This window comes from Nesterenkonia sp. NBAIMH1 (assembly GCF_007922635.1).
Classification (GTDB): domain Bacteria; phylum Actinomycetota; class Actinomycetes; order Actinomycetales; family Micrococcaceae; genus Nesterenkonia; species Nesterenkonia pannonica.
Genome location: NZ_CP042335.1, coordinates 2,192,096 through 2,214,733, shown reverse-complemented (window position 1 = coordinate 2,214,733; position 22,638 = coordinate 2,192,096). Strand labels below are relative to the sequence as shown.

Annotated in this window: 23 protein-coding genes; 4 read left to right on the top strand and 19 right to left on the bottom strand. The window is 66.2% G+C overall.

Going from position 1 to position 22,638, the window contains the following annotated elements; genetic code table 11:
- Positions 1–2: 2 nt before the first annotated feature.
- Complete coding sequence (locus tag FS388_RS10610) at positions 3–389, bottom strand: MazG nucleotide pyrophosphohydrolase domain-containing protein (RefSeq protein WP_246836193.1); 387 nt, start codon at positions 387–389, stop codon at positions 3–5.
- A gap of 11 nt (positions 390–400) precedes the next feature.
- Positions 401–1,543, bottom strand: coding sequence for an adenosine deaminase (locus FS388_RS10605; RefSeq protein ID WP_146341388.1), 1,143 nt, complete (start codon positions 1,541–1,543; stop codon positions 401–403).
- Positions 1,544–1,603: 60 nt separating this feature from the next.
- On the opposite strand from FS388_RS10605, the gene FS388_RS10600 reads away from it, so the two are divergent.
- Positions 1,604–3,082 (top strand): NCS2 family permease, encoded by a 1,479-nt coding sequence (locus FS388_RS10600; protein ID WP_246836192.1) that lies wholly within the window; start codon positions 1,604–1,606, stop codon positions 3,080–3,082.
- A gap of 6 nt (positions 3,083–3,088) precedes the next feature.
- Here the strand turns inward: FS388_RS10600 and FS388_RS10595 are convergent, their stop codons facing one another.
- The 13 genes from FS388_RS10595 to FS388_RS10535 form a co-directional block, all read right to left on the bottom strand.
- Positions 3,089–3,802 carry a DedA family protein gene (locus FS388_RS10595; protein ID WP_146341387.1) on the bottom strand — a complete coding sequence of 238 codons (714 nt, stop codon included), beginning with the start codon at positions 3,800–3,802 and terminating at the stop codon, positions 3,089–3,091.
- Positions 3,803–3,815: 13 nt separating this feature from the next.
- Entirely contained in the window at positions 3,816–5,132 is a 1,317-nt protein-coding gene (locus FS388_RS10590; protein ID WP_146341386.1) for a thymidine phosphorylase, read from the bottom strand.
- The gene (locus FS388_RS10585; RefSeq protein WP_146341385.1) at positions 5,129–5,527 is read right to left on the bottom strand and encodes a cytidine deaminase; all 399 of its coding nucleotides are present in this window, start codon (positions 5,525–5,527) and stop codon (positions 5,129–5,131) included. The genes FS388_RS10590 and FS388_RS10585 overlap by 4 nt, the downstream gene beginning before the upstream one ends.
- A complete protein-coding gene (locus tag FS388_RS10580) occupies positions 5,520–6,716 on the bottom strand; it encodes an amidohydrolase (protein ID WP_146341384.1) in 1,197 nt (398 codons plus the stop codon). Before FS388_RS10580 ends, FS388_RS10585 begins: the two co-directional genes overlap by 8 nt.
- The gene (locus tag FS388_RS10575) at positions 6,706–7,821 is read right to left on the bottom strand and encodes a mannose-1-phosphate guanylyltransferase (RefSeq protein WP_146341383.1); all 1,116 of its coding nucleotides are present in this window, start codon (positions 7,819–7,821) and stop codon (positions 6,706–6,708) included. Before FS388_RS10575 ends, FS388_RS10580 begins: the two co-directional genes overlap by 11 nt.
- Before the next feature lie 142 nt (positions 7,822–7,963).
- Positions 7,964–8,752: a succinate dehydrogenase iron-sulfur subunit gene (locus FS388_RS10570; RefSeq protein ID WP_146341382.1), complete on the bottom strand. Its 789-nt coding sequence runs from the start codon at positions 8,750–8,752 to the stop codon at positions 7,964–7,966.
- The gene (gene sdhA, locus FS388_RS10565; protein ID WP_146341381.1) at positions 8,752–10,539 is read right to left on the bottom strand and encodes a succinate dehydrogenase flavoprotein subunit; all 1,788 of its coding nucleotides are present in this window, start codon (positions 10,537–10,539) and stop codon (positions 8,752–8,754) included. The genes FS388_RS10570 and sdhA overlap by 1 nt, the downstream gene beginning before the upstream one ends.
- A 58-nt stretch (positions 10,540–10,597) precedes the next feature.
- Positions 10,598–11,110, bottom strand: a complete 513-nt coding sequence (locus FS388_RS10560) for a succinate dehydrogenase hydrophobic membrane anchor subunit (protein WP_146341380.1) — start codon at positions 11,108–11,110, stop codon at positions 10,598–10,600.
- Between the two features lie 8 nt (positions 11,111–11,118).
- Positions 11,119–11,526: a succinate dehydrogenase, cytochrome b556 subunit gene (gene sdhC / locus FS388_RS10555; protein ID WP_256369549.1), complete on the bottom strand. Its 408-nt coding sequence runs from the start codon at positions 11,524–11,526 to the stop codon at positions 11,119–11,121.
- Between the two features lie 168 nt (positions 11,527–11,694).
- The gene (locus FS388_RS10550; RefSeq protein ID WP_168198688.1) at positions 11,695–12,795 is read right to left on the bottom strand and encodes a YihY/virulence factor BrkB family protein; all 1,101 of its coding nucleotides are present in this window, start codon (positions 12,793–12,795) and stop codon (positions 11,695–11,697) included.
- Positions 12,796–12,799: 4 nt separating this feature from the next.
- Positions 12,800–13,807 carry a tryptophan--tRNA ligase gene (trpS, locus tag FS388_RS10545; protein WP_146341378.1) on the bottom strand — a complete coding sequence of 336 codons (1,008 nt, stop codon included), beginning with the start codon at positions 13,805–13,807 and terminating at the stop codon, positions 12,800–12,802.
- Positions 13,804–14,700 (bottom strand): exodeoxyribonuclease III, encoded by an 897-nt coding sequence (locus FS388_RS10540; protein WP_146341377.1) that lies wholly within the window; start codon positions 14,698–14,700, stop codon positions 13,804–13,806. The genes trpS and FS388_RS10540 overlap by 4 nt, the downstream gene beginning before the upstream one ends.
- On the bottom strand, positions 14,697–15,287 hold the full coding sequence (locus tag FS388_RS10535) for a hypothetical protein (protein ID WP_146341376.1): 591 nt from the start codon (positions 15,285–15,287) through the stop codon (positions 14,697–14,699). The genes FS388_RS10540 and FS388_RS10535 overlap by 4 nt, the downstream gene beginning before the upstream one ends.
- A gap of 42 nt (positions 15,288–15,329) precedes the next feature.
- On the opposite strand from FS388_RS10535, the gene FS388_RS10530 reads away from it, so the two are divergent.
- Entirely contained in the window at positions 15,330–15,671 is a 342-nt protein-coding gene (locus FS388_RS10530; protein WP_146341375.1) for a hypothetical protein, read from the top strand.
- A 31-nt stretch (positions 15,672–15,702) separates the two neighbouring features.
- On the opposite strand, the gene FS388_RS10525 is transcribed toward FS388_RS10530, so the two are convergent.
- The 4 genes from FS388_RS10525 to FS388_RS10510 are packed head-to-tail and all read right to left on the bottom strand — an operon-like array spanning position 15,703 to position 19,770.
- Positions 15,703–17,130, bottom strand: a complete 1,428-nt coding sequence (locus FS388_RS10525; RefSeq protein WP_146341374.1) for an MFS transporter — start codon at positions 17,128–17,130, stop codon at positions 15,703–15,705.
- A gap of 33 nt (positions 17,131–17,163) precedes the next feature.
- Positions 17,164–17,706 (bottom strand): hypothetical protein, encoded by a 543-nt coding sequence (locus FS388_RS10520; RefSeq protein ID WP_146341373.1) that lies wholly within the window; start codon positions 17,704–17,706, stop codon positions 17,164–17,166.
- A 37-nt stretch (positions 17,707–17,743) separates the two neighbouring features.
- Positions 17,744–19,024 carry an ABC transporter permease gene (locus FS388_RS10515; RefSeq protein ID WP_246836191.1) on the bottom strand — a complete coding sequence of 427 codons (1,281 nt, stop codon included), beginning with the start codon at positions 19,022–19,024 and terminating at the stop codon, positions 17,744–17,746.
- The gene (locus FS388_RS10510; RefSeq protein ID WP_146341372.1) at positions 19,021–19,770 is read right to left on the bottom strand and encodes an ABC transporter ATP-binding protein; all 750 of its coding nucleotides are present in this window, start codon (positions 19,768–19,770) and stop codon (positions 19,021–19,023) included. The genes FS388_RS10515 and FS388_RS10510 overlap by 4 nt, the downstream gene beginning before the upstream one ends.
- A 120-nt stretch (positions 19,771–19,890) precedes the next feature.
- Between FS388_RS10510 and FS388_RS10505 the strand changes: the two genes are divergently transcribed.
- Together FS388_RS10505 and FS388_RS10500 are read left to right on the top strand one after the other, a co-directional pair.
- Positions 19,891–20,862, top strand: a complete 972-nt coding sequence (locus FS388_RS10505) for an ABC transporter ATP-binding protein (RefSeq protein WP_246836371.1) — start codon at positions 19,891–19,893, stop codon at positions 20,860–20,862.
- Positions 20,855–22,618, top strand: coding sequence for an ABC transporter permease (locus tag FS388_RS10500; protein WP_146341370.1), 1,764 nt, complete (start codon positions 20,855–20,857; stop codon positions 22,616–22,618). The genes FS388_RS10505 and FS388_RS10500 overlap by 8 nt, the downstream gene beginning before the upstream one ends.
- Positions 22,619–22,638: the final 20 nt, after the last annotated feature.

The following is a 22,638-nucleotide window of genomic DNA, read 5'->3' as shown; positions in this document are numbered from 1 at the left end:
GGCTATTCTCCTTCTTCCGATTTCTCTTGAGCTTTGATGCGCTGCCAGGCAGCCTCGATCTCCTCGAGACTCGCCCGGCGAGGGTCGAGGGTGCCGTCAGGCCGGTAGACGTGGGGACTGCGGCGGACCAGCTTGGAGTACATGGCCTCAGCGACATCGTCGAGGGTGAACTCTCCGCGCTCCGCTGCGAGCTGGGCGTGGAGGACGACCTGAAGCAGGACGTCGCCCAGCTCCTTGCGCAGCGGATCGCCCATCGATCCCGCGCGGATCTCCTCCGAGACCTCTTCGGCCTCCTCCGTGAGGTATCCGGCCAAGGCCTGGTGGTCCAGGGCGCGCGTCCATGGGCAGTGCTCCCGCAGCTCGGCGACGGTGCGCTGCAGCGCGGCCATGTGCTCCATCGCTACTGCCAGGCCTCCAGGATGAAGGCCGAGAGCGCCTCCCGCTCCTCGTACCCGAGGAAGCTCGCCTCCAGGGCGTTGATCTGAAAGTCGACCAGCTCGGCCATGCCGTAGTCGAAGGCCTCAGCAAGAGCGGCGAGCTCGCCGGAGAGCGTCACGCCGGAGACGAGCCGGTTGTCCGTGTTGACGCCCACGTTGAAGCCCAGCTGGTAAAGCATGTCGAAGGGATGGTCAGCCATGGTGCTGCTGCCGTCGCCCGACAGGGCAGCCACGGCGCCTGTCTGCAGGTTCGACGTCGGGCTGGTCTCCAGGTGGACCTGGCGGTCCCGGACCCAGCGGGCGGTCTCTCCCAGGTTCACCTCGACGAGCTCCTCGTCTCCGCCCTCCGCAGCCCGAGAGCGCGAATCGGTGCCCTCGGTGAGCGTGATGTCCTCGGCGATGCGTATTCCGTGCCCGAGCCGGCAGGCGCGCCCGGAGACCAGCGCGTCCCTGACCGAGTCCACGCCTGCCGCCTCTCCGGCGTGCACCGTGACGGGCAGCATGTTCTGGGCGAGGGTGGTGAAGGCCGATTCGAAGCGGCTCGGCAGGAAGCCGTCCTCGGGCCCGGCGATGTCGAACCCGACGACGCCCCTCTCTCGGTGCCGCAGGGCGAGCTCGGCGATCTCATCGGCGCGGTCGTTCATCCTCATGGCGCACAGCAGCTGGCCGACCACGATGATGCCGTCCTGGTCCGAGACGGACTCCACGCCGTCGGTGAGTCCGGCCTGCACTGCCTCCACGGCCTCGTCCAGGCTCAGGCCGCCCTCAGCATGCTGCTCCGGCGCCCAGCGGACCTCCGCGTAGACGACCCCGTCGGCTGCGAGGTCCTCCACATATTCGCGAGCCACCCGGCGTAGGTTCTCAGCGGACTGCATCACTGCGGTGGTGTGCGCGAAAGCTTCCAGGTACCTCATGAGATCACCGGAGTCGGCGTTGGAGCGGAACATCTCCGCCAGCTCCTCGGGGTCCTGGGTCGGCAGCTCGTGGCCGACCTGCTGCGCCAGCTCGATGAGCGTGGCGGGGCGCAGCGCACCGTCCAGGTGGTCGTGGAGGGAGACTTTGGGGAGGTCGCGGATCTGGGTCTCGAGGCTGGTTATCATGGCCATGCCCTCAGCCTACCGGTGCGGATCGCCAGGCAGGGGCCGGTGCGAATAGAGTTCCCCCTCGTGAGCTCTGCACAGACTTCCCAGCAGCCGTTTCCGCCTGAGCCCCGCGGCCGCCTCGACCGCTACTTTGAGATTTCGGCTCGCGGATCCACGGTCAGCCGAGAGATGCGCGGCGGCATCGCCACATTCCTGGCGATGTCGTACATCATCGTCCTGAACCCGCTCATCATCGGCGCCTCCGCCGATTCCACCGGGCAGTACCTGGGAGGGGGCAGCGAGCCCAACCTTCCCGCTGTCGCAGCGGCCACGTCGCTGGTGTCAGGCACGCTGACGATCCTCATGGGCGTGCTGGGGAAGTTCCCGATGGCCGTGTCATCGTCGCTGGGACTGTCAGCGTTCATCACCTACGGGATCGTGATCCTTCCCGGGATGACCTGGGCCGACGCCATGGGCCTGGTGGTGATCGAAGGCGTCATCCTGCTCATCCTGGTGCTGACTGGCTTCCGGTCAGCGATCTTCAACGCAGTCCCGCCTGAGCTCAAAGTGGCGATCAGTGTGGGGATCGGCCTGTTCATCGCCCTCATCGGCATGGTCAACGCCGGATTCATCCAGAACGCCGGAGGCACAGGCCTTGAGCTGGGCGTCGACGGGTTCGTCTTCGGCTGGCCGCTGCTGATCTTCCTGGTGGCCCTCTTCGCCCTGTTCGTGATGTGGTCGGCGAACGTGCGGGGCGCCATCCTCTATTCGATCGTCTCGGCGACGGTGCTGGCCATCACGATCGAGGCGGTCCTCAGCGTCGGTCCCGCGAGCGAGGACCAGCCGTACGGCTGGGACCTCAACGTGCCCTCCCTGGACCAGGAGTGGTTCGCCCTCCCCGACCTCTCCCTGCTGGGAGAGTTCAATCTGCTGGGCTCCTGGGAGTCGGTGGGGGTCGTCGCCGCAGCCCTTCTGGTCTTCACCCTCCTGCTGGCCAACTTCTTCGACCTGCTCGGGACCATGGTCGGGGTCTCCAACACCGGCGGGATCCGGGACGAGCGCGGGGAGATTCCCCACTCGCGCCGCATCATGGTCTCCGATGCGGTCGGCACCATCGGCGGCGGCATGGGCGGCACCTCGGTGAACTCCGGATTCATCGAGTCCACCGTGGGCGTCGGGGACGGAGCCCGGACCGGGCTGGCCAACGTCGTCACCGGCGCACTGTTCCTCGCCACGATCGTGCTGGCGCCGCTCGCTGCCGTCATCCCCACCGAGGCAGCCTCCGCGACCCTCGTCCTCGTCGGGTTCCTGATGATGCAGCAGATCACCAGGATCGACTGGACCGACGCCGAGATAGCCATCCCGGCCTTCATGACCATCGTGATCATGCCCTTCAGCTACTCCATCACCAACGGGATCGGAGCCGGTTTCATCACATTCACGGTGATCAAGGCGCTCCGCGGAAAGTTCACGGACGCGCACCCGCTGATGTACGTCACCTCCGCGATGTTCCTGCTGTACTTCGTCTCCGGACCCATTCAGGACGCCCTGGGCGGGGGCTGAGCAGGCTCACTCCTCATCCTCACGGTGCCGGCGCAGGCGCACCGGCGGAGGCAGGTCGATGGCTGAGGTGTCCTGATACCCCTCGGGATCCAGATGCACGCCGCGGCGGTCCAACCACCGGGTGATCCAGGAGAAGATCCGCTCGCAGACCAGGCCGACCACGACGGCGAAGGCTATGCCGACCACCATCGCCAGCAGCATGTGCCCAAAGATGGCATCTCCCACAGCGCCCAGGGTCACGAGCCACGAAGCCCACAGCAGGGACGCGACGGAGTCGATCAGGACGAAGCGCGGCAGCGAGTAGCCGGTCGACCCCGCCACGAAGTTGATGCCCACGCGGGCGCCGGGGATGAAGCGGCCGACGAAGATCACCGGCACTCCGCGCTTGTCCAGCCCATGCCTGGCCCATGCCAGAGTTCGCTGCATGGCAGGGCGCCGCATCCACCGGAAGCGATCCGTTCCGATGGCCCGGCCGAGCCGATACGCCACGATGTCCCCCAGGATCGCAGCCGCACCGGCCGTCATGATGACCCACGGCCACCACGGGGTCCCGGGCTGATCCTGGACGGAGCCGAGCGCGATGATCAGGGAGTCCGAGGGCAGGGGCGGGAAGAACCCGTTGACGGTCACGAACCCGAAGAGGCCGAGCAGCGTCCACCATCCCGAGGCGGCGTCGAGCACCCACTCCTGCAGGGAGTCCAGGAATTCGAAGATTCTCACGGCTCAGCGTCCCTCAGAGATCGGCTGCGGTGATGCGCGCCGTCACCAGCGGCTCCGGCTGGTCTGCCGTGCCGGTGATCTCCCACGCTCCCTCCAGAGCTGCTTCGGCTCGAGCGATGCGCGGCTCATCATCCGTGGTGAGGGTCAGCAGGGGCTGCCCCGCCGTGACCCTTTGGCCGGGCTTGGCATGCATGCGCACGCCCGCCGCCGCTTGGACAGGGTCCTCCTTGCGGGCTCTCCCGGCGCCGAGCCTCCAGGCTGCAACGCCCACGGAGTAGGCGTCGAGGCGCGCCAACACCCCTGACTCTGAGGCGGTGACGGTGTGGGAATGCTTGGCCTGCGGCAGCGGGCTCTCCGGGTCGCCTCCCTGAGCGCGGATCATCTGCTTCCAGGAATCCATGGCCCGGCCGTTGAAGAGGTGCTCCGCAGGATCCGCGTCGACTCCCGCGCTCAGCAGCATCTCTCGGGCCAGTGCGAGCGTGAGCTCCACGACATCTGCCGGCCCTCCCCCGGCGAGCACCTCGACGGACTCCTCCACCTCCACGGCGTTGCCGGCGGTCAGGCCCAGAGGCGTGTCCATGCGCGTGATCAGGGCAGTGGTTCTCACGCCGGCATCGGTGCCCAGCGCGACCATCGTGCGTGCGAGCTCCTGCGCGTCGTCGCGAGTCTTCATGAACGCTCCAGCTCCGGTCTTCACGTCCAGGACCAGAGCATCCGTGCCCTCGGCGATCTTCTTGGACATGATGGAGCTGGCGATCAGTGGGATCGACTCTACGGTGCCGGTGACGTCGCGGAGGGCGTAGAGCTTCTTGTCCGCTGGAGCCAGGCCTGAGCCTGCGGCGCAGATGACCGCACCCACCTGATCCAGCTGATCGTTGATCTCCTCGTTGGTCAGGTGGGCCCGCCACCCGGGAATGGACTCCAGCTTGTCCAGAGTGCCTCCGGTGTGGCCGAGCCCGCGCCCGGAGAGCTGCGGGACAGGAACGCCGAAGCTGGCGACCAGCGGGGCCAGGGGCAGTGTGATCTTGTCCCCTACGCCGCCGGTGGAGTGCTTGTCGGCGGTGAGCCGACGTGTGCCGTCGGCCGCCCGCAGTCCGCTGAAGTCCATACGCTCGCCGGACGCGATCATGGCGCCGGTCCACTGGGATATCTCAGCGCGGCTCATCCCGCGCAGCAGGACGGCCATGGCTAGGGCGCTCATCTGCTCATCCGCCACCGTCCCGTCGGTGTATGCGCGGATCAGCCAGCTGATCTGCTCGCCGGTCAGGGTGCCGCCGTCGCGTTTGGCGCGGATCAGGTCAACAGCGTCGTGCTGATCGTGGGCAGTCAATGCGTCTCCTCCAGGTCTGCGGGGCCGAACGGCTGGGGCAGGACCTGCTCCCAGGAGCGCACTCCCCGCGGGGTAAGAATGCGCAGGCTGGGCGCGGCGAACTCATTGAGGAGCTGCCTGCACCGCCCGCACGGCATGATGATCTCTCCGGCGCTGTTGACGCAGACGAAGGCGACGATCCTTCCGCCGCCGCTGAGCTGGAGCTGACCGACCAGGGTGCACTCGGCGCACAGACCGACGCCGTAGCTGGCGTTCTCCACGTTGCAGCCCGTCACCACCTGGCCGCTGTCGGTCAGGGCTGCGGCTCCGACCGGGTAGCGCGAGTAGGGGGCGTAGGCGGCGCTCATCGCTTCTTGGGCGGCTTGGACCAGGCCCTCAAACTCCACGTCAGCCACGATCCTGCTCCTCCATGGAGGCCTGAGCGGCTCCGACCATGACGCGCAGGCCCGCTCCGATGGCCCGCTCATCGGGGGCGTAGTCCCCGCGGTGGAGGTCGTAGAGCTCGCCCTCGGGAGTCATGGTGCCCAGCCTGAACATGGATCCGGGGACGGCTTGGGTCATCCATCCGAAGTCTTCCCCTCCCATGGACTGTTCGGCGAGGGTGAGTCCGGCGTCTCCGAGGACCTCTTTGGCGACGCGGTCCAGCAGCGCCGTCTCCGCCTCAGCGTTCTGCACGGGCGGGACGCCGCGGACGTGATCGAGGGAGACGTCCACGCCATAGGCCGCGGCGGCCTGCTGCACGATGGAGGCCAGCACACCGCCGGCCTCCCGCCAGGCCTCGACGTCCAGAATTCTCATCGTTCCGTGGAGGGCGCCGGTGGAGGGGATGGCGTTGGCCGCGCTGCCCGCTTCGATATGGCCCCACACCAGGGAGACCCCGGATCGGATGTCGATGCGTCGTGACAGCACGGCGGGCACGACGGTGGCGATGTGCCCGAGCGCCCCGATGACATCTTCGGTCAGGTGCGGACGTGAGGTGTGCCCTCCACGGCCTGAGACTTCGATGCGCACCAGATCCCCGGCTGAGGTGATGGGACCGATTCTGGTGCCGATGGCGCCCACCGTCAGCTTCGGGTCGCAGTGCAGGGCGAAGATGCGAGGAAGCGGCTCCAGCAGACCCTGCTTGACGATCTCCTGGGCTCCGCCGGGGAACTTCTCCTCGGCGGGCTGGAACAGCACCCGCACGCGGTGGGTGAGGCGGTCCTCGGCGTGGAGGCGCTTCAGGGCGAGGGCCAGGCCCACCATGACGGTGGCATGGATATCGTGCCCGCACGCGTGGGCGACGCCGTCCTCGGCAGAAGCGTAGGGCAGCTTGGTGGCCTCGGTGATGGGCAGCGCGTCGATGTCGCCGCGGAAGCCTGCGGCAAAGGGAGCGTCCGCGGGCCCGACGTCCACGTAGAGCCCGGTGGTCTCCGGCAGGAGCTGCGGGGAGAGACCTGCCGCCTCGAGCGTTCCGCGAATCTGGGCAGTGGTGCGCACTTCCTTCCACGACAGCTCCGGGTGGGCATGGAGGTCCCGGCGAAAGCTGATGAGCTGCGGCTCGAGCTCCTCGATGATCGCTTCGGCGCTGGTCTCAGAGGACATCGGAGTCTCCCTTGTCCTTGAGCGCCTGCACTGCTTGCTTCACGTTCTGCGCATGGCTGGTGTTCGTCACAAGGAGGGCATCGCCGGTGTCGACCACGACGATGTCCTCCACCCCGATGAGGGCGACGACCCGGTTGGTGTCCGCCACCACGATCCCGGTGGAGTCCTCGGAGTAGACCCGGGCCTTGGCGCCGATCACTGTCATGCCCTCTTGGTGGCTGGCGGGGTTCAGGCGGGCGATGGCCGCGAAGTCCCCCACGTCGTCCCAGGTGAAGTCTCCGGGGATGACCGCCACGTCGCCGGCGGCGGAGGCCGGTTCGGCGACGGCATAGTCGATGGCGATCTTCGGCAGTGTGGGCCAGACCCGGGCGAGGGCGAGGTCCTGGGCTTCGGTGTTCCACGCTGCGGCGATGCGCGTCAGCCCTGCGTGCAGCTCAGGCTCGGCATCCTTCAGGTGCTGCAGCAGCAGACCGACCGGCGCCACAAACATGCCGGCGTTCCAGAGGTAGTCCCCGGAGGCTACGTACTCATCGGCGAGATGCTGCTCGGGCTTCTCCACGAATTCCGCCACATGGTGGGCGTGAGGGGCTCCCTCCACTGGGTAGGCGGGTCCCTGACGGATGTATCCGAAGCCTGTTGAGGGGTGGGTGGGCTTGATCCCGATGGTGACGATCTTTCCCGTGGCTGCCGTCGTCACCGCCTCGCGCACTGCGTCCTGGAAGTCATCGACCGGGGCGATGACCTGGTCTGCGGCGAAGGAGCCCATGATGATGTTGGGATCGCGCTGGGCGAGGATCGCTGCGGCGAGGCCGATGGCGGCCGCGGAGTCTTTGGGCTCAGGCTCCAGCACCAGATCGTTGCTCTGCAGCTCCGGAATCTGGCGGGTGACGGCCTCGGCGTGCTTGAGCCCGGTGACGACCATGACCCGGTCTTTCGCCAATGGGCTCAGCCGCTCGTAGGTGGAGCGGATGAGCGTGGTTCCGGAGCCGGTCAGGTCGTGGAGGAACTTGGGCGCGTCCGCCCGAGAGAGCGGCCACAGCCGTGTGCCCACCCCGCCGGCGGGGATCACGGCATGGAACCGGGAGAGAGGATCTGTCGAAGTCACGCCCACTAGCGTATCCCCCGAGACGGCTCCCCGATGCAGATGAAGGGGAGCACCTCCGGCGAGGTGCTCCCCTTCATCTGTGCTTCACGCGCTCTGCAGCTCGGATGCGGCGATCAGGCGGTGTCGCAGCCTGCTGCCGTGACTAGAGGCTCCTGGTGATGACGGCGGTCTTCACCTCTTGGATCGCTTTGGTCACTTCGATGCCGCGAGGACATGCGTCCGTGCAGTTGAACGTGGTGCGGCAGCGCCACACGCCCTCTTTGTCGTTGAGGACCTCGAGGCGCATATCGCCGGCGTCGTCGCGAGAGTCGAAGATGAATCGGTGCGCATTCACGATCGCTGCGGGGCCGAAGTACTGGCCGTCGGTCCAGAACACAGGGCAGGAGCTCGTGCAGGCGGCGCAGAGGATGCACTTGGTGGTGTCGTCGAAGCGCTGACGCTCTTCGGGCGACTGCAGGCGCTCCGCCGTGGGCGCGGGGGTGTTCGCCACCAGGAAGGGCATGACCTCGCGGTAGGACTGGAAGAAGGGCTCCATGTCCACGATCAGGTCCTTCTCCACCGGGAGGCCCTTGATGGGCTCCACGATGACCGGCTTGGACGTGTCGAGATCCTTCAGAAGGGTCTTGCACGCCAGCCGGTTGCGTCCGTTGATCCGCATGGCGTCGGATCCGCAGATGCCGTGGGCGCATGAGCGGCGGAACGTCAGCGAACCGTCGATCTCCCACTTGACCTTGTGGAGGGCGTCCAGCACACGGTCGGTGCCGTGCATGGTGACTTCCCAGGTGTCCCAACGGGCATCCTCTGAGAATTCGGGGTCGTAGCGGCGGACTTGAAGGTTGACGGTGAACGATTCGACGGCACCAGCGCCGCCGGCGGATTCGCCGAGCTCTACCTTGCTTGCTGGTTCCTGCTCAACAGTGGGAGTGCTCATCAGTACTTACGCTCCATCGGCTCATAGCGGGTGAAGGTCACGGGTTTGGTGTCGAAGCGCATGCCCTTGACTCCCTCGGTCTCAGCCTCGGGATCCTTGTAGAGCATGGTGTGCTTCATGAAGTTGTCGTCGTCGCGCTCGGGAAAGTCTTCGCGGTAGTGGCCGCCGCGGGACTCCTTGCGGTGCAGCGCCGCCACGGCCGTGACCTCGGCCATGTCGAGCAGGAAGCCAAGCTCCAGGGCCTCGAGGAGGTCGAGGTTGAACCGGCGTCCCTTGTCCTGCACGGTGATGCGCTCGTAGCGCTCCCTGAGCTTCACGATGTCCGCAAGAGCCGTCTTGATGGTGTCCTCGGACCGGAACACCTGAAGGTTCGCGTCCATGGTCTCCTGGAGCTCGGAGCGGATCGCTGCGACCCGTTCCGTCCCGCTGGAGTCGCGGAGCATGCTCAGCTGATCCGTCACGAAGGTCTCCGGAGTCTCCGGCAGCTCGACGAAGTCGGCTCCGCTTGCGTACTCAGCTGCGTAGAGGCCGGCGCGCTTTCCGAAGACGTTGATGTCCAGCAGGGAGTTCGTGCCGAGGCGGTTTGAGCCGTGGACCGAGACGCAGGCAACCTCACCGGCGGCGTAGAGGCCAGGGACGATGGTGTCGTTGTCCTGGAGGACCTCCGCCTTGATGTTGGTGGGGATGCCGCCCATGGCGTAGTGGCAGGTCGGGAAGACCGGCACAGGCTCGGTGTAGGGCTCAACGCCGAGATACGTGCGAGCGAACTCCGTGATGTCCGGGAGCTTCGCGTCGATGTGCTCCGGCTCGAGGTGGGTGAGGTCCAGGTAGACGTAGTCCTTGTTCGGACCCGCGCCTCGTCCCTCCCGCACCTCGTTGGCCATGGATCGGGCGACGATGTCGCGCGGCGCGAGGTCCTTGATGGTGGGGGCGTAGCGCTCCATGAACCGCTCACCCTCGCTGTTGCGCAGGATGCCGCCTTCGCCTCGCGCAGCCTCCGACAGCAGGATTCCCAGCCCGGCGAGGCCGGTGGGATGGAATTGGACGAACTCCATGTCCTCGAGCGGAATGCCGGCGCGGTAGGCGATGGCCATGCCGTCGGCGGTGAGGGTGTGGGCGTTGGACGTGGTCTTGTAGATCTTGCCCAGGCCGCCGGTGGCGAAGACCACGGACTTGGCCTGGAAGATGTGAATCTCACCTGAGGCGAGGTCGTAGGTGACGACGCCTGCAACGCGCTTCTGCTTGTAGGAGGTGCCATCCTCGCGGACTGCGTCCTCCTCGACGGTGATGAGGTCCAGCACGTAGTACTCGTTGTAGAACTCGACGTTGTGCTTCACGCAGTTCTGGTACAGCGTCTGGAGAATCATGTGACCGGTGCGGTCAGCGGCGTAGCAGGAGCGGCGCACGGCGGCCTTGCCGTGGTCTCGAGTGTGCCCGCCGAAGCGCCTCTGGTCGATCTTCCCCTCGGGCGTCCGGTTGAACGGCAGGCCCATCTTCTCGAGGTCCAGGACCGCGTCGATGGCTTCTTTGGCCATCACCTCAGCTGCGTCCTGGTCGACCAGGTAGTCACCGCCCTTGACGGTGTCGAAGGTGTGCCATTCCCAGTTGTCCTCCTCCACGTTCGCCAGCGCGGCGCACATGCCGCCCTGGGCGGCGCCGGTGTGGGAGCGGGTGGGGTAGAGCTTGGTCAGGACTGCGGTGTGCGCCCGCTGGCCCGATTCGATGGCAGCGCGCATGCCGGCGCCGCCGGCGCCGACGATGACGACGTCGTACTTATGAACCTGCATAGTGAGGCTGGCTCTCTTTTCGTGGTGCGTAGGTGATCAGGGATGCGTGCGCAGTCGGTCAGTTCACGACGTTCTGGCAGAAGCTCGGAGCGTGCTCCAGCAGCTGGCCCGAGTCGTCGACCAGGCAGGGCTCGAAGGTGAAGATCACCATGGTGCCCAGAATGATGATGACCGTGGTGGAGACATACAGGATGGACTTCAGCCACATGCGAGTGGTGTCCTTCTCCGCATAGTCGTTCACGATGGTGCGCATTCCGTTGGTGCCGTGGAGCATGGCCAGCCAGAGCATGGTCAGGTCCCAGAACTGCCAAACGGGGTTGGCCCACTTTCCGGCGACGAAGGCGAAGTCGATCTGGTGGATCCCCTGACCGACCATCAGGTTGGTGTAGAGGTGCACGAAGATCAGAACGACCAGTGCCACGCCGGAGACGCGCATGAAGACCCATGTGACCATCTCGAAGTTGCCGCGCGAGGAGCCCTTGCGCAGATACTTCGGGTCGACCTTGCCGGAGCGCGGCGCTTCGATGCCCTGCGCCGGGAGGATTGCTTCAGAGTTAGGTGCTGCGGTCATTGGCGCATTCACTCCCCACCGATGAAAAGCATGAGGTGGCGAGCGGAGAACGCCACCATGGTCACGAGCCAGAGGACCAGCACCACATACAGCATCTGCTTGTGGTAACGGGTCCCCTGCTTCCAGAAGTCCACCAGTATGATGCGCAGGCCGTTGAACGCGTGGAAGACGATCGCTCCGACGAGTCCGATCTCACCGGCAATCATGATCGGGTGCTTGTACGCTCCGATCACCGCGTTGTACGCCTCAGGAGAGACGCGCACCAAGGAGGTGTCGAGGACGTGGACCAGAAGGAAGAAGAAGATCCCGACGCCGGTGATGCGGTGACCGACCCAAGACCACATCCCCTCACGTCCCTTGTAGAGGGTGCCTCGCTTGGCGAGCGCCCCCCCTTTCGTTTCAGCTGTCTGTGTCACCGGTGGTGAACCTCCATGGATGACGCGGCGACGTCTCTGTCGCGTGCTTGGGTGCGAAATGTTTCCTGCTCATCTTAGCTGTAATTCATCTGCAAGGACGAATAGTTAACTTCTACACGCTGTAGAAAAAGACGGTTCGTGCGCAGTGCTGATGAGCCTTCCGGCAGCTCACGCCAGGCGCCTCCTGCGCTCGGCATGCTCAGCCGCCGCAATGGCCCCCCAGCTTGCGGCCAGGAGATAGACGAGGCTGAAGAGATAGAAGTAGAAGAACAGTCCGACGACGGTGGCGAACGGGCCCAGGAGCGGGTTCTCCGCCTCGCCTCCCAGCGCAATGAGCTCGGCGGCGCCAAGACGCAGCACAGACGCACCGATGCCGGCGATGAGCATTGACTGCCACAGCACCCCCACCGGAATGACAAGCCGCGAAGCGACCCGCATCAGAAGAAATGCGACGACCATGTCGAGTCCGAACACGATGGCGAGTGTGGCTCCGCGGGAAAGCCAATACGTGGCGCCCGCGGCGTCCCAGTCCAGAACGTCGAAGATCTCGTCGATGAAGCCGTGGCTGATGACGCCGATCACCGCCGAGGAGAGAACGACGACGACAAGGAGGATCATCATGCCCAGATCACGAATCTTGACCAGCACGACGTTTTCCGCCATGATCGGCCGGTCCCAGATGCTTCGTATCCCTGCCCGCAGTCCGTGCACCCAGGACAGCGAAGTGACGACCGCCGCCAGCAGAGAGAGCGTCACGGCGACATTCAGACCTTCGGTGCTGAAGAGCTCCGCGGGAGCAGCGAGCCCGCCCTCTCCCGTGTCGAGTACGCCCGGAACCGCATTGTCGACGCCGCGGACGATCAGCTCCTGATACTCCTCGTTGCCTCCGATGACGAGTCCGGCGATGCCGAAGCCTGCGAAGAGAACGGCAGCCACCGAGAAGAACATCATGTAGGCGGCCCCGGCGGCCATGACCGTGCCGTAGTGGAAGAGGAAGAGATTCAGACACCGCATGAGCCGTGTTCGCTCAAGCACCGCGAGCCTCCACACGGCCCACAGCCCTGCACGGGTCAGGACTCCCGAGGAGCGCTTGGCGCCGATGTACGCCGCACGCGCCCTCAGTTCGTCCTTCTTCAGCGCCTCGAGGTCGATCGGGTCGATCTTAGGCGTTGCCTCCTCGCCCTCATCGAGCTTGGTGACCTTCTTACGTGCGGCGTCCAGCAGCGAGGAGACGTGCGACGCTTCACTGCGGTCGTCGGAGGATGCCATCTCGCTAACCCGGGGCGGCGGGAAGGAACCCCACCTTCTGGTACACCTCGGCGAGGACCGGCTCAGCGGCCGAGCGCGCCTTCTGCGCCCCGCGGGCGAGGAGAGCATCCAGCTCCCCCGGATCCTCGAGAAGCTCCAGGGCGCGGTCACGAACGGGGCCGAGCCGCTCGACGACGAGCTCGGCCAGCTCCACTTTGAGGTGGCCGTACATTCTGCCGGCGTACTCCTCCTCAAGCTCCGAGGGAGCCTTCCCGGACAGGGCCGAATGAATGCTCAGCAGATTGGAGATTCCGGGCTTGGCTGCACGGTCGAACCGGATCTCGGAACCGTCATCGGTGACCGCGGACCTGATCTTCTTCGCCATCTTCTTATCGGTGTCCATGAGGTTGAGCAGACCGTTGGGCGACTCCCCGGACTTCGACATCTTCGCGGTGGGGTTCTGAAGATCATAGATCCTTGCCCCGGACGCAGGCACAGCGAGCTCAGGCACACGAAAGGTCTCCCCATACCGGTGGTTGAACCGCTGAGCAAGATTTCGAGTGAGCTCGACGTGCTGCTTCTGGTCCTCGCCGACCGGCACCGAGTGCGGCTGGTACAGCAGAATGTCCGCAGCCTGCAGCATGGGGTATGTGAAGAGCCCGACCCCGGCGTGCTCGCTGCCGGACTTGGCGGCCTTGTCCTTGAACTGCGTCATGCGGCCGGCCTCACCCATGCCGGTCTGGCAGATCATCACCCATGCGAGCTGGGCATGCTGCGGCACGTGCGACTGCACGAAGAGGGTGGACCGCTCCGGATCGATTCCGCACGCAATGTACTGCGCAGCCGTCCGGCGCACCCGCTCAGCCAGATCGGCAGGATCCTGGGCCACCGTGATCGCATGCATGTCCGGGATGAAGAAGAAGGCGTCGTAGGACTCCTGCAGCTGAACCCAGTTGACCATCGCACCGAGATAGTTGCCCAGGTGCAGCGAATCGGCAGAAGGCTGCATGCCTGACAGCACGCGCTCAGTCATTTCGGCTCCTTGTAGTCGATGATCAGCGGGGCATGGTCCGACCACCGCAGCGAGTAGTCGGACGCCCGGTCCACCGCGGCCTTCTCCGCTCGATCCGCCAGGCTTGGGGTGGTCATCTGATAGTCGATGCGCCAGCCGGTGTCATTGTCGAAGGCCTTTCCGCGGTAGGACCACCACGTGTACGGCCCCTCGACCTCTCCCGCGAGGCGGCGGGCGACATCGACGTATCCCGCCTCTCCGAAGAACTGGTCGAAGAAGGCGCGCTCCTCCGGAAGGAAGCCGGAGTTCTTCCGGTTGCCCTTCCAATTCTTGATGTCGAGCTCAGTGTGGCCCACGTTGAGGTCGCCCAGCACAGCCACGTGGTCGCTGCGCTCAGCCAGTCGGGGCAGATATTCGAGCATGTCCTGCAGGAAGCGCATCTTGTGATCCTGGCGCTCCGTGCCGACCTCCCCGGAGTGCACGTACACGCTGACGACGGTCAGTGTGGTTCCATCGGCGAGCTCGTAGTCTGCCTCCAGCCACCGGCCCTCGTCCTCCGGGCGACCCTCCCCGATGCCTGTGCGCGTGGCCGTCGGAGCGTGGCGGGAGAGGATGGCAACCCCTGCCCGGCCCTTCTGGGCGGCTTCGTGCTCGTGAATGTGCCAGGCCGACTCTGGGTCCGCCTCACCGGCCTCCTCCGCCATCTTGCGGACGACCTTGGTGAGCGTGTCCGGGTCCGCCCGGACCTCCTGCAGAGCGAGGATGTCGATCTCTCGGTGGGCGAGCCACTCCCCCATCCCCTTGCGCTCGGCAGCACGGATGCCGTTGACGTTGACGCTTCCGATCCGCAGGGCCCCAGCCGCTTTGGAGTCAGTGATGATGTGGGGGCTCTGGGCCTCTTCCGCGGCGCTCATCGGATCACGTCCCCCTCGATGGTTCCTGGGTTCTCGTCCGAGGCGCCGCGGCCGCCGTCCGGGGACCCCTCGTCGGGCTGCCTGCCCGTCACATCGGAGAGCATGTCGCGACCGTTGTGCGCTGTGAACTGGATGGTCTGCAGGGCGCGGTCGACGATCTCCATGTCAGCCTGCTCTCCGCGGGAGATCTTTCCGATCTCGGCGGCCACCACGCGACGCTGCACCTGCACGATCTTGAAGGAGTGGTCCAGCTTCAGGTTGCGGGAGTGAGTGTCCTCATCGACCACAGCCGTGCCGCCTGCAGCCTCGGAGTTCCTTGCCGCAGCGTCGGCCCGGGCCGAGTCGACCGCGTCCCCGAACTTCTGGGCGCCGCGGCGGAAGGTCACGATGAGGATGATGGCGAGGAGGAGCCACGCCGAAGAGATCGCCACCAGAATCCATCCGATGATGTCGTTCTCGTTGGCTGCGAAGAGGAGGGCCACCAGCAGGACAGTCACCATGACGGCGAAGACGATGCCGGTGCCGCGCCGGCCGGCATTGGCCATGGCGGCCTCGGCGCGAGTCGAGGAGGGCAGAGATTGGCTCATGATCCTCGATTGTGTCAGAGCCTCGGGAGTAGCATGAAACCCATGACTGAGCTTCCTGAGGGCATTGCGCCGGACACCGCCAAGGACCGCACGACGTGGATGCGCCGCTACACGCTTGAGCCGGCGCTCGCCGAGCAGTTCGTAGAGTTTCTGCGCACCAAGGTCATTCCGGCTCGGGAGGACCGAGGATTCACGGTGGAGTCCATGTGGCTCGACGATGAGAAGACCGAGCTCACCTGGTTCGTCTCACGCCCCGGGAGCGCGGAGGACTTCGCCGCTGCGGAGAGGGAGTGGGAGGCCTCCGATGAACGGGCCGAGATCTTCGCAGGCACTCCGAACTACGTCACCTCCAAGGACCTGCGGCAGGTCACGCGCCTGCGCTGACGCAGCTCCCGGCCCGGACCTCCGGGCCGGGCTATGTGCGGGACGCGCGGCGCGCGGCGAAGGCGGCGGCAAGCAGCGCTGCCGTCATGAGCGCGGTGAGGGCCGCAGCCGCTGCGAGCAGGCCGGCCTCCTGATCCCGCGCCGCCGCGACGGCGTAGTAGACGCCGGTGACACCGGCCAGGCCGATGGCGGTGACGATGCGCTGCGCGGTCTGGGTCACTCCTGCTGAGGCGCCGGCCACGTGCTCAGGCACCTCCTGCATAGACAGCGTCTGAGCAGACGGGATGATGAGCGCCTGGGCGAGCCCGTTGATCGTCATCCCGGCCACGATCCACCACACGGAGGAGACGGGTGTGCCCATCAGCAGCGCCGCCCCCATGAGTGCGGCCGCAGAGACGACCGCGGCCGTCGTGCCGGCGACCATCATGCGCGGCCCGAGCCGCTCCACCCGACGGCCCACCTGAGTGGACAGCGCCATGACCAGCACAGCCGACGGAAGCGTGACGAGTCCCGCGACCAGCGCGCTGTGGCCCATGCCCTGCTGGACATACACAGCGACCACCGCGCCCATAGCGGGCATTCCGGCGAAGTAGAGGATCAGCACCGAGGAGTTCCAGGTGAAGCTGGGAATGGCGAACAGCCGCAGATCCACCATAGGTGCGGCGGGATTCCGCTGAGCCATTCGTCTCTCCCACAGCACCCACACGCCCAGCAGCCCGAGGCCTGCGAGGGCCAGTGCCACACCTGCAGGACTCTGGAACTGGATGAAGGGCAGAAGGATCAGCAGGATCGACCCGGTGAGCAGGAGCGCCCCGACAGGATCCAGACGTGCTATTCCTCTGAGCTGCTGCTCCGAGGACGAACCGGAGGCGTCGCCCGCCGGGACCGGCAGCCACAGGTAGGCCAGCACCAGCGCCACCGCAACCACCGGGACGTTCACCGCCATGACGAGCCTCCAGGCGAAGTGATCGTCGCCCAGCTCCAGAAGCACTCCGGCCAGCAGGGGGCCGAGAGCCAGCCCGAGCCCGATGACGGTGCTCATCATGCCGTAGGCCCGCCCCCTGGCAGCGCCCGTGAAGAGCTGCTGGATGATTCCGATGACCTGCGGCACCAGCAGTGATGAGCCGAACCCCATGATGAACCGCATGAGGTTCAGCACCAGAGGGCTCGGCGCCAGAGCAGCGCCCAAGGAGGCGCACCCGAAGACGGCGACGCCCATGAGGAACATGCGGCGCCTGCCCCAGATGTCGCCGGCTCGCCCCGCAGGGACCATGCCCACGCCGAAGGCGAGCGCGTAGCCGGAGAGAACCCACTGGAGGTCCGATGGGGTGGCACCGAGGCCCTCTTCGATGGCGGGCAGAGCCACCATCACCGATGAGATGCTCAGCAGCGAGCCGAACATCGGCAGCATCAGTGCCGCCAGCACTCGCCGGTCAGGCGCTGCTGCTGGTTCAGTCACCTGCTCACACTAGCGCAGTCGACGGTGAGGCCTTCAGGCAAATCGGAGGTAGTGGGAGACCTCACGGCGGAAGGAGAGGACGAGCCACCACACGACGAGGACTGCGTGGAGCGCATACAGCCCCACGCTCAGCGCAAGGAGCGGGTCCAGGTCGAAGTACGGCACGAGCATCAGGCTGAACAGGCCCGTGGCCGCAGCCGAGACGATGCCGATGATGGCAAAGACGATGCCCAGGATCCGAGCCCAGTTTCGCTCGGCTCTGAGTCCGAAGTAGACGACGAGGTAGAGCCCAGCCATCAGTGCCGCGGAGACGATGGCACCTGCAGCTCCCCCTGCGCCGTCGGCAGCGGCTTCGGCCTCGTCTGCGGGGAGGCCGAAGTCCTCATACATGGCCAGCACCCCGTCGAGGTAGGCGTCGCTGAGCATCCATACCGTCATCAGTGCGTAGCTGGCCAGGCTCAGGGCCAGCATGGCCAGCACCAGCACCCTCAGGGTGCGCACCGCGTTCGGCTCGGTGAGGGCGCCGGTGCCGTAGGCGGCGTCGGGGTCATAGGGCTCAGTTCCGTATTTGCTCATGTCTCCCTCTCGTTGTGTCGTCATCCGGCCGGTGGGACTACTCGTAGCGAAGCGCCTCGATCGGGTCCTTGCGGGCGGCTCGCATGGCAGGAAGCGTCCCTGCGAGGAATGCGATCGCGATGATCAGGGCGAAGATGCCTCCGACCGCCATGAAGTTCAGGCCGAAGAGGCTCAGCTCGGCGAAGTCCCCCAGCGGTGGGTCCTCTCCTCCGGTCAGGGCAGCGTCGAGGGCGAACCCGACCACTAGGCCGGAGGCGATGCCGATGATGGATCCCATGAGGCCGATGACGACGGCTTCGAGCGAGAACAGGCCGAATACGCGCCCTGAAGACATGCCGAGCGCCTTCATCAGGCCGATCTCGCGGGTGCGCTCCTGGACGCTCATCAGAAGCGTGTTGACGATGCCGAAGCTCGCGGCGAGCAGGGCGATGAGGGCGAAGGCCGAAAGCACCCAGGTCACGGTGTCGATCACGGCTTCGAACATGGCGATCTGATCCTCGACGGTCAGGCCCATCATGCCCTCCTCGTCGAGCGCATCCTTGATGTCCTGCTCGTATGCCTCCAGGTCCGAGATCTGCAGCGCGGCCATCATGTAGCCCTCGGGCTGCTCTCCCTCGTAGCCTTCGGCGTTGATGTCAGCGATCTGCTCGGTGAGCTCCACGGAGGGGATGGGGGTGAACCCGACGCCTGCGAGGGAGCCCTGCGTGACGCCGACGATCTCCGCCTCGACATCCGACTGCTCGCCGATGGCGCTGCTGGCTGCGATCAGGACCGTCTGCCCGATGGCGTCCTCCGGAGAGTCGGTGTCGAAGATCGTCAGCCAGTCCTCGGGGATCGTGATCTCCGCTTCGTCGGAGGCTGGGATACTGCCTGCGGCGAGCTCGACCAGCGGGGCGTTGAGCGCGTCGTCCAGCTGCAGCTGGTACTGGTCTCCGCCCTGCGTCTCGAGGTAGTCGGCGTCTGCCGCGATGGAGGCGTCCACCCCAGTGACCCCGTCGAGGTCCTCGACGTATTCCATGTCCTCCCCCGTGAGGAGGCCCGAGCCGAACCCGGTGTCGGTGGCGGCGTCGGGGTCGTACTCAGCGGGGCCGTCCTGCTCCTCGGCATCCGCTTCGAAGGAGGGAATGACATAGATCGCGTCGTCTTCGCCGAAGCCCGCCACGATGCGATCGAGGGTCTGGTTGATCCCCGCTCCCAGACCCGAGGTCAGGGTGAGGGTGAAGGCGCCGATGACGATGGCGACGACGGTCAGGCCGGTGCGCATCTTGGCGCGGAGCGTGTTGCCGAAGGCTGCTCTGATCAGGTCGAAAGTCTTCACGCTGCTGCCTCCTGGGCGGTTCGGCCGGTCTCTTCGCGGACGATCTCGCCGTCCTGCATCATCAGCCGCCGCTGACACTTGGCTGCGAGGTCCTCGTCGTGGGTCACCAGCACCAGAGTGATGCCGTGGTCGCGGTGGAGTCCGAAGAGGATGTCTTCGACGACGTCGCCTGTGGCTGAGTCGAGGTTGCCCGTGGGCTCATCGGCGAAGAGCACGCTGGGGCTGTTGATGAGGGCCCGTGCGATGCAGGCGCGCTGCTTCTGACCGCCCGACAGCGTGGTGGCCCTGTTCTTGGCCTTGGCGCCCATGTCCAGCTGCTCGAGGACGCGCATCCCCTGCTCGTTGCGCTCAGCTTTGCCCACTCCTGCGATCTTCAGGGGAAGGGTCACATTCTCGAGCACCGTCTGATGGGGGTTGAGGAAGAACTGCTGGAAGACGAAGCCGAAGGTTCTGTTCCTCAGCTGGGAAACCTCCTTGGCCTTGAGGCCGCTGACGGGCTCGCCGCGCAGGGCAACGACTCCCGCGCTGGGCTGGTCCAGCAGCGCCAGCAGGTGCATCAGGGTGGACTTGCCGGAGCCGGACTTGCCGACGATGGCGACGGACTCGCCCTGCTGAATGCCGAAGGTCAGGCCTTTCAGGGCGTCGAAGCGAGTCTCGCCGCGGCCGTACACCTTGACCAGATTCTCTGTTTCCAGGATGGGTTCGCCGTCTCGTGCGGAGTCGGTTCCAGGGAGGGTTTGCGTCATGCCTGTCAGTCTTCCGGATGAGGACCCTCTGCACATCACCCTCAAGGATGAACGTCCGCGACCGCTCCGCATATGAAGACGTCCTCCTCGCGACAGTGTCCCTCGGCCCTGCGCGCTAAGCTGGCGGGCGTGCCAGACTCAGCCTTCCCGTCGCCAGCCATCGCCGCCGAGAACCTGGTGAAGCGCTACGGCGACTTCACCGCAGTGGACGGCATCAGCTTCTCCGTGGCATCCGGCGAGTCATTCGGGCTCCTCGGTCCCAACGGAGCAGGGAAGTCCACCACCATGCGCATGATCGCCGCAGTGGCCTCCCGAACCTCCGGGTCCATGACGGTCGCCGGACTCGATCCGCAGCGTGAGGGCCCGCAGGTGCGGGCGCGCCTGGGCGTGATTCCCCAGCAGGACAACCTGGACGAGGAGCTGACGGTCCGAGAGAACATCATCATGTACGGCAGGTTCTTCGGACTGCCGCGCCGATACCTGACCTCCAAGGCGGACGAGCTGCTCGAGTTCGCCCAGCTCACGCGCAAAGCATCGTCCCGGGTCGAGGATCTCTCGGGAGGGATGAAGCGCCGCCTCACCATCGCCCGAGCACTGGTGAACGACCCCGACATCCTTCTGCTCGATGAGCCGACGACCGGCCTGGACCCGCAGGCGCGGCACGTGCTCTGGGACCGGCTCTTCCGGCTTCGCGAACGTGGGACCACCCTGGTGCTCACCACGCATCATATGGAGGAGGCGGAGCAGCTCTGCGAACGGCTCATCGTGGTGGACCACGGCCAGATCATGGCCGAGGGCTCCCCGCAGGGCCTCATCAGAGAGCATTCGACGCGAGAGGTCCTCGAGCTGCGGTTCGGCATGGATCGGAACAGCGAGCTCGCGGCCGAGCTCGAGCCCGTCCTGACGGACGCTGCGATCGGCTTCAGCCACATCGAAGTGCTCCCCGACCGCCTGCTGGCCTACGCCGCCGATGCGGAGGCTGCCCTCGAACGGATCCACAGCACCGGGCGCAGACCCGTGACCTCATTGATCCGACGGTCATCGCTGGAGGATGTCTTCCTGCGCCTGACGGGAAGGACGCTCGTTGACTGAGCGGCCGGTCCGGCCCCGCCAGGCTGAGCCGTCCCCGGCCGCGGACAAGGACGCCCTCGGCCGCGCCGCCTCGGTGCGCGGGGTGCTGTTCATGACCGAACGGGTGCTGCGTTCGATGCGGGCCTATGCGAGCGTGATCCTGTTCGCCTCCGTCGCCAACCCCATCATCTACATCGTTGCCATGGGCCTGGGGCTCGGCGCTCTGGTGGGCCAGGGAACCAGCTTCGCCGAATACGGCGCCGACTCCTATCTGATGTACATCGCACCGGGGATCCTCGCCGCCACGCTGATGATGTCCGGTGCCATCGAGATGACCTTCCCGGTGATGGAGGGGTTCAAGTGGCGCCGCGGGTACTACGCCGCGCAGGCTACTCCGCTCACTCCCCGTCAGATCGCCGCCGGCCACATCTGCGCCGTCTGCGTGAGGTTCCTGCTGCACTCGGCGGTGTTCCTGACTGTCATGCTCGCCTTCGGGGTGCTGGCCTCCCCGTGGGCATTCCTTCAGGTGCTGACCGCATCCATGGGCGGTCTGGCCCTCGGGCTGCCGATCATGGCCTACGTGGCGGCCCTTCGCGACGACAGGGGACGCATCGCACTCATTCAGCGCTTCGTCGTGATGCCGCTGTTCCTCTTCTCGGGAACGTTCTACCCGCTGACCAACCTGCCGCTGCCCCTTCAGATGCTGGGATGGCTCTCTCCCCTGTGGCATGCCAACGAGCTGGGACGGGTCCTGTCCTTCGGGCAGCCCACACCGGTGTGGCTCATCGTCGTCCACGCCGCGTACCTCGTCGTCATGATCCTGCTGGGCTGGCTGATCGTCCAGCGGGTCTACACCGCCCGCCTCGGCTACGACGAGTGGCGCGGCAGGGTCCCGGGGGCCGGCGCGGACGCCAAGCGTGAGGCCAAGGTCGCAGCCCAGGACCGGAGGGAGCAGGAGACCGGCGCAGCACCGACGGTCACCGTCCGCACCGGCTTCGCCTCCAACCTGTACTCCGGCAACGTCAGGGCGGTCTTCGAGCGGGGCCTCTCAGCCATCAGGAGCGGCCGGAAGCTGATCTTCTTCGCAGGCTTCCTCGAGCCGGTGCTCTTCCTGACCTCCTTCGGCCTCGGGGTCTCCCCGATGCTCGGCGAAGGGTTCGAGGTCAACGGGGAGACCGTCTCCTACGCCGCGTTCATCGCTCCCGCCCTGCTGGCGGTGTCAGCCATGAACGGCGCTGTGTTCGACTCGACGGTGAACGTGTTCTTCAAGCTTCGGATCACCAAGCTGTACCGGACCATGATCGCCACGTCCTTGGGCCCGCTGGACCTCACCCTGGGCGAGATTCTGCTCGCCCTGTTCCGGGGGGCGATCTACGCCGGCGGGTTCCTGGCGGTGCTGCTGGTCGCCGGGCTGGTCGATCCTCTGGCGGCGGTGCTGATGCTCGCAGCGTCGCTGCTCATCGCCCTCGGGTTCGCCGCTGTGGGCATGGCGGTCACCACCTTCATGACCCGCTTCCAGCAGCTCGACTGGCTCATGGTCCTCATGCTGCCCATGTTCCTATTCTCCGCAACCCTCTTCCCCATTGAGGTGTACCCGGAGCTCGCCCAGCGGCTCATCCAGGTGCTTCCGCTCTGGCACGGCGTGGAACTGATGCGCCACATCGCCTTCTGGGACTTCGGCCCCATGAGCCTGGTGCACGTGGGCTACTACCTGGCGATGATCGGGGTGGGGCTCACCGTGACGACCTACCGAATGCAGAAGCTCTTCCTGCGCTGAGCGGGGCCGCCTCAGGCTGA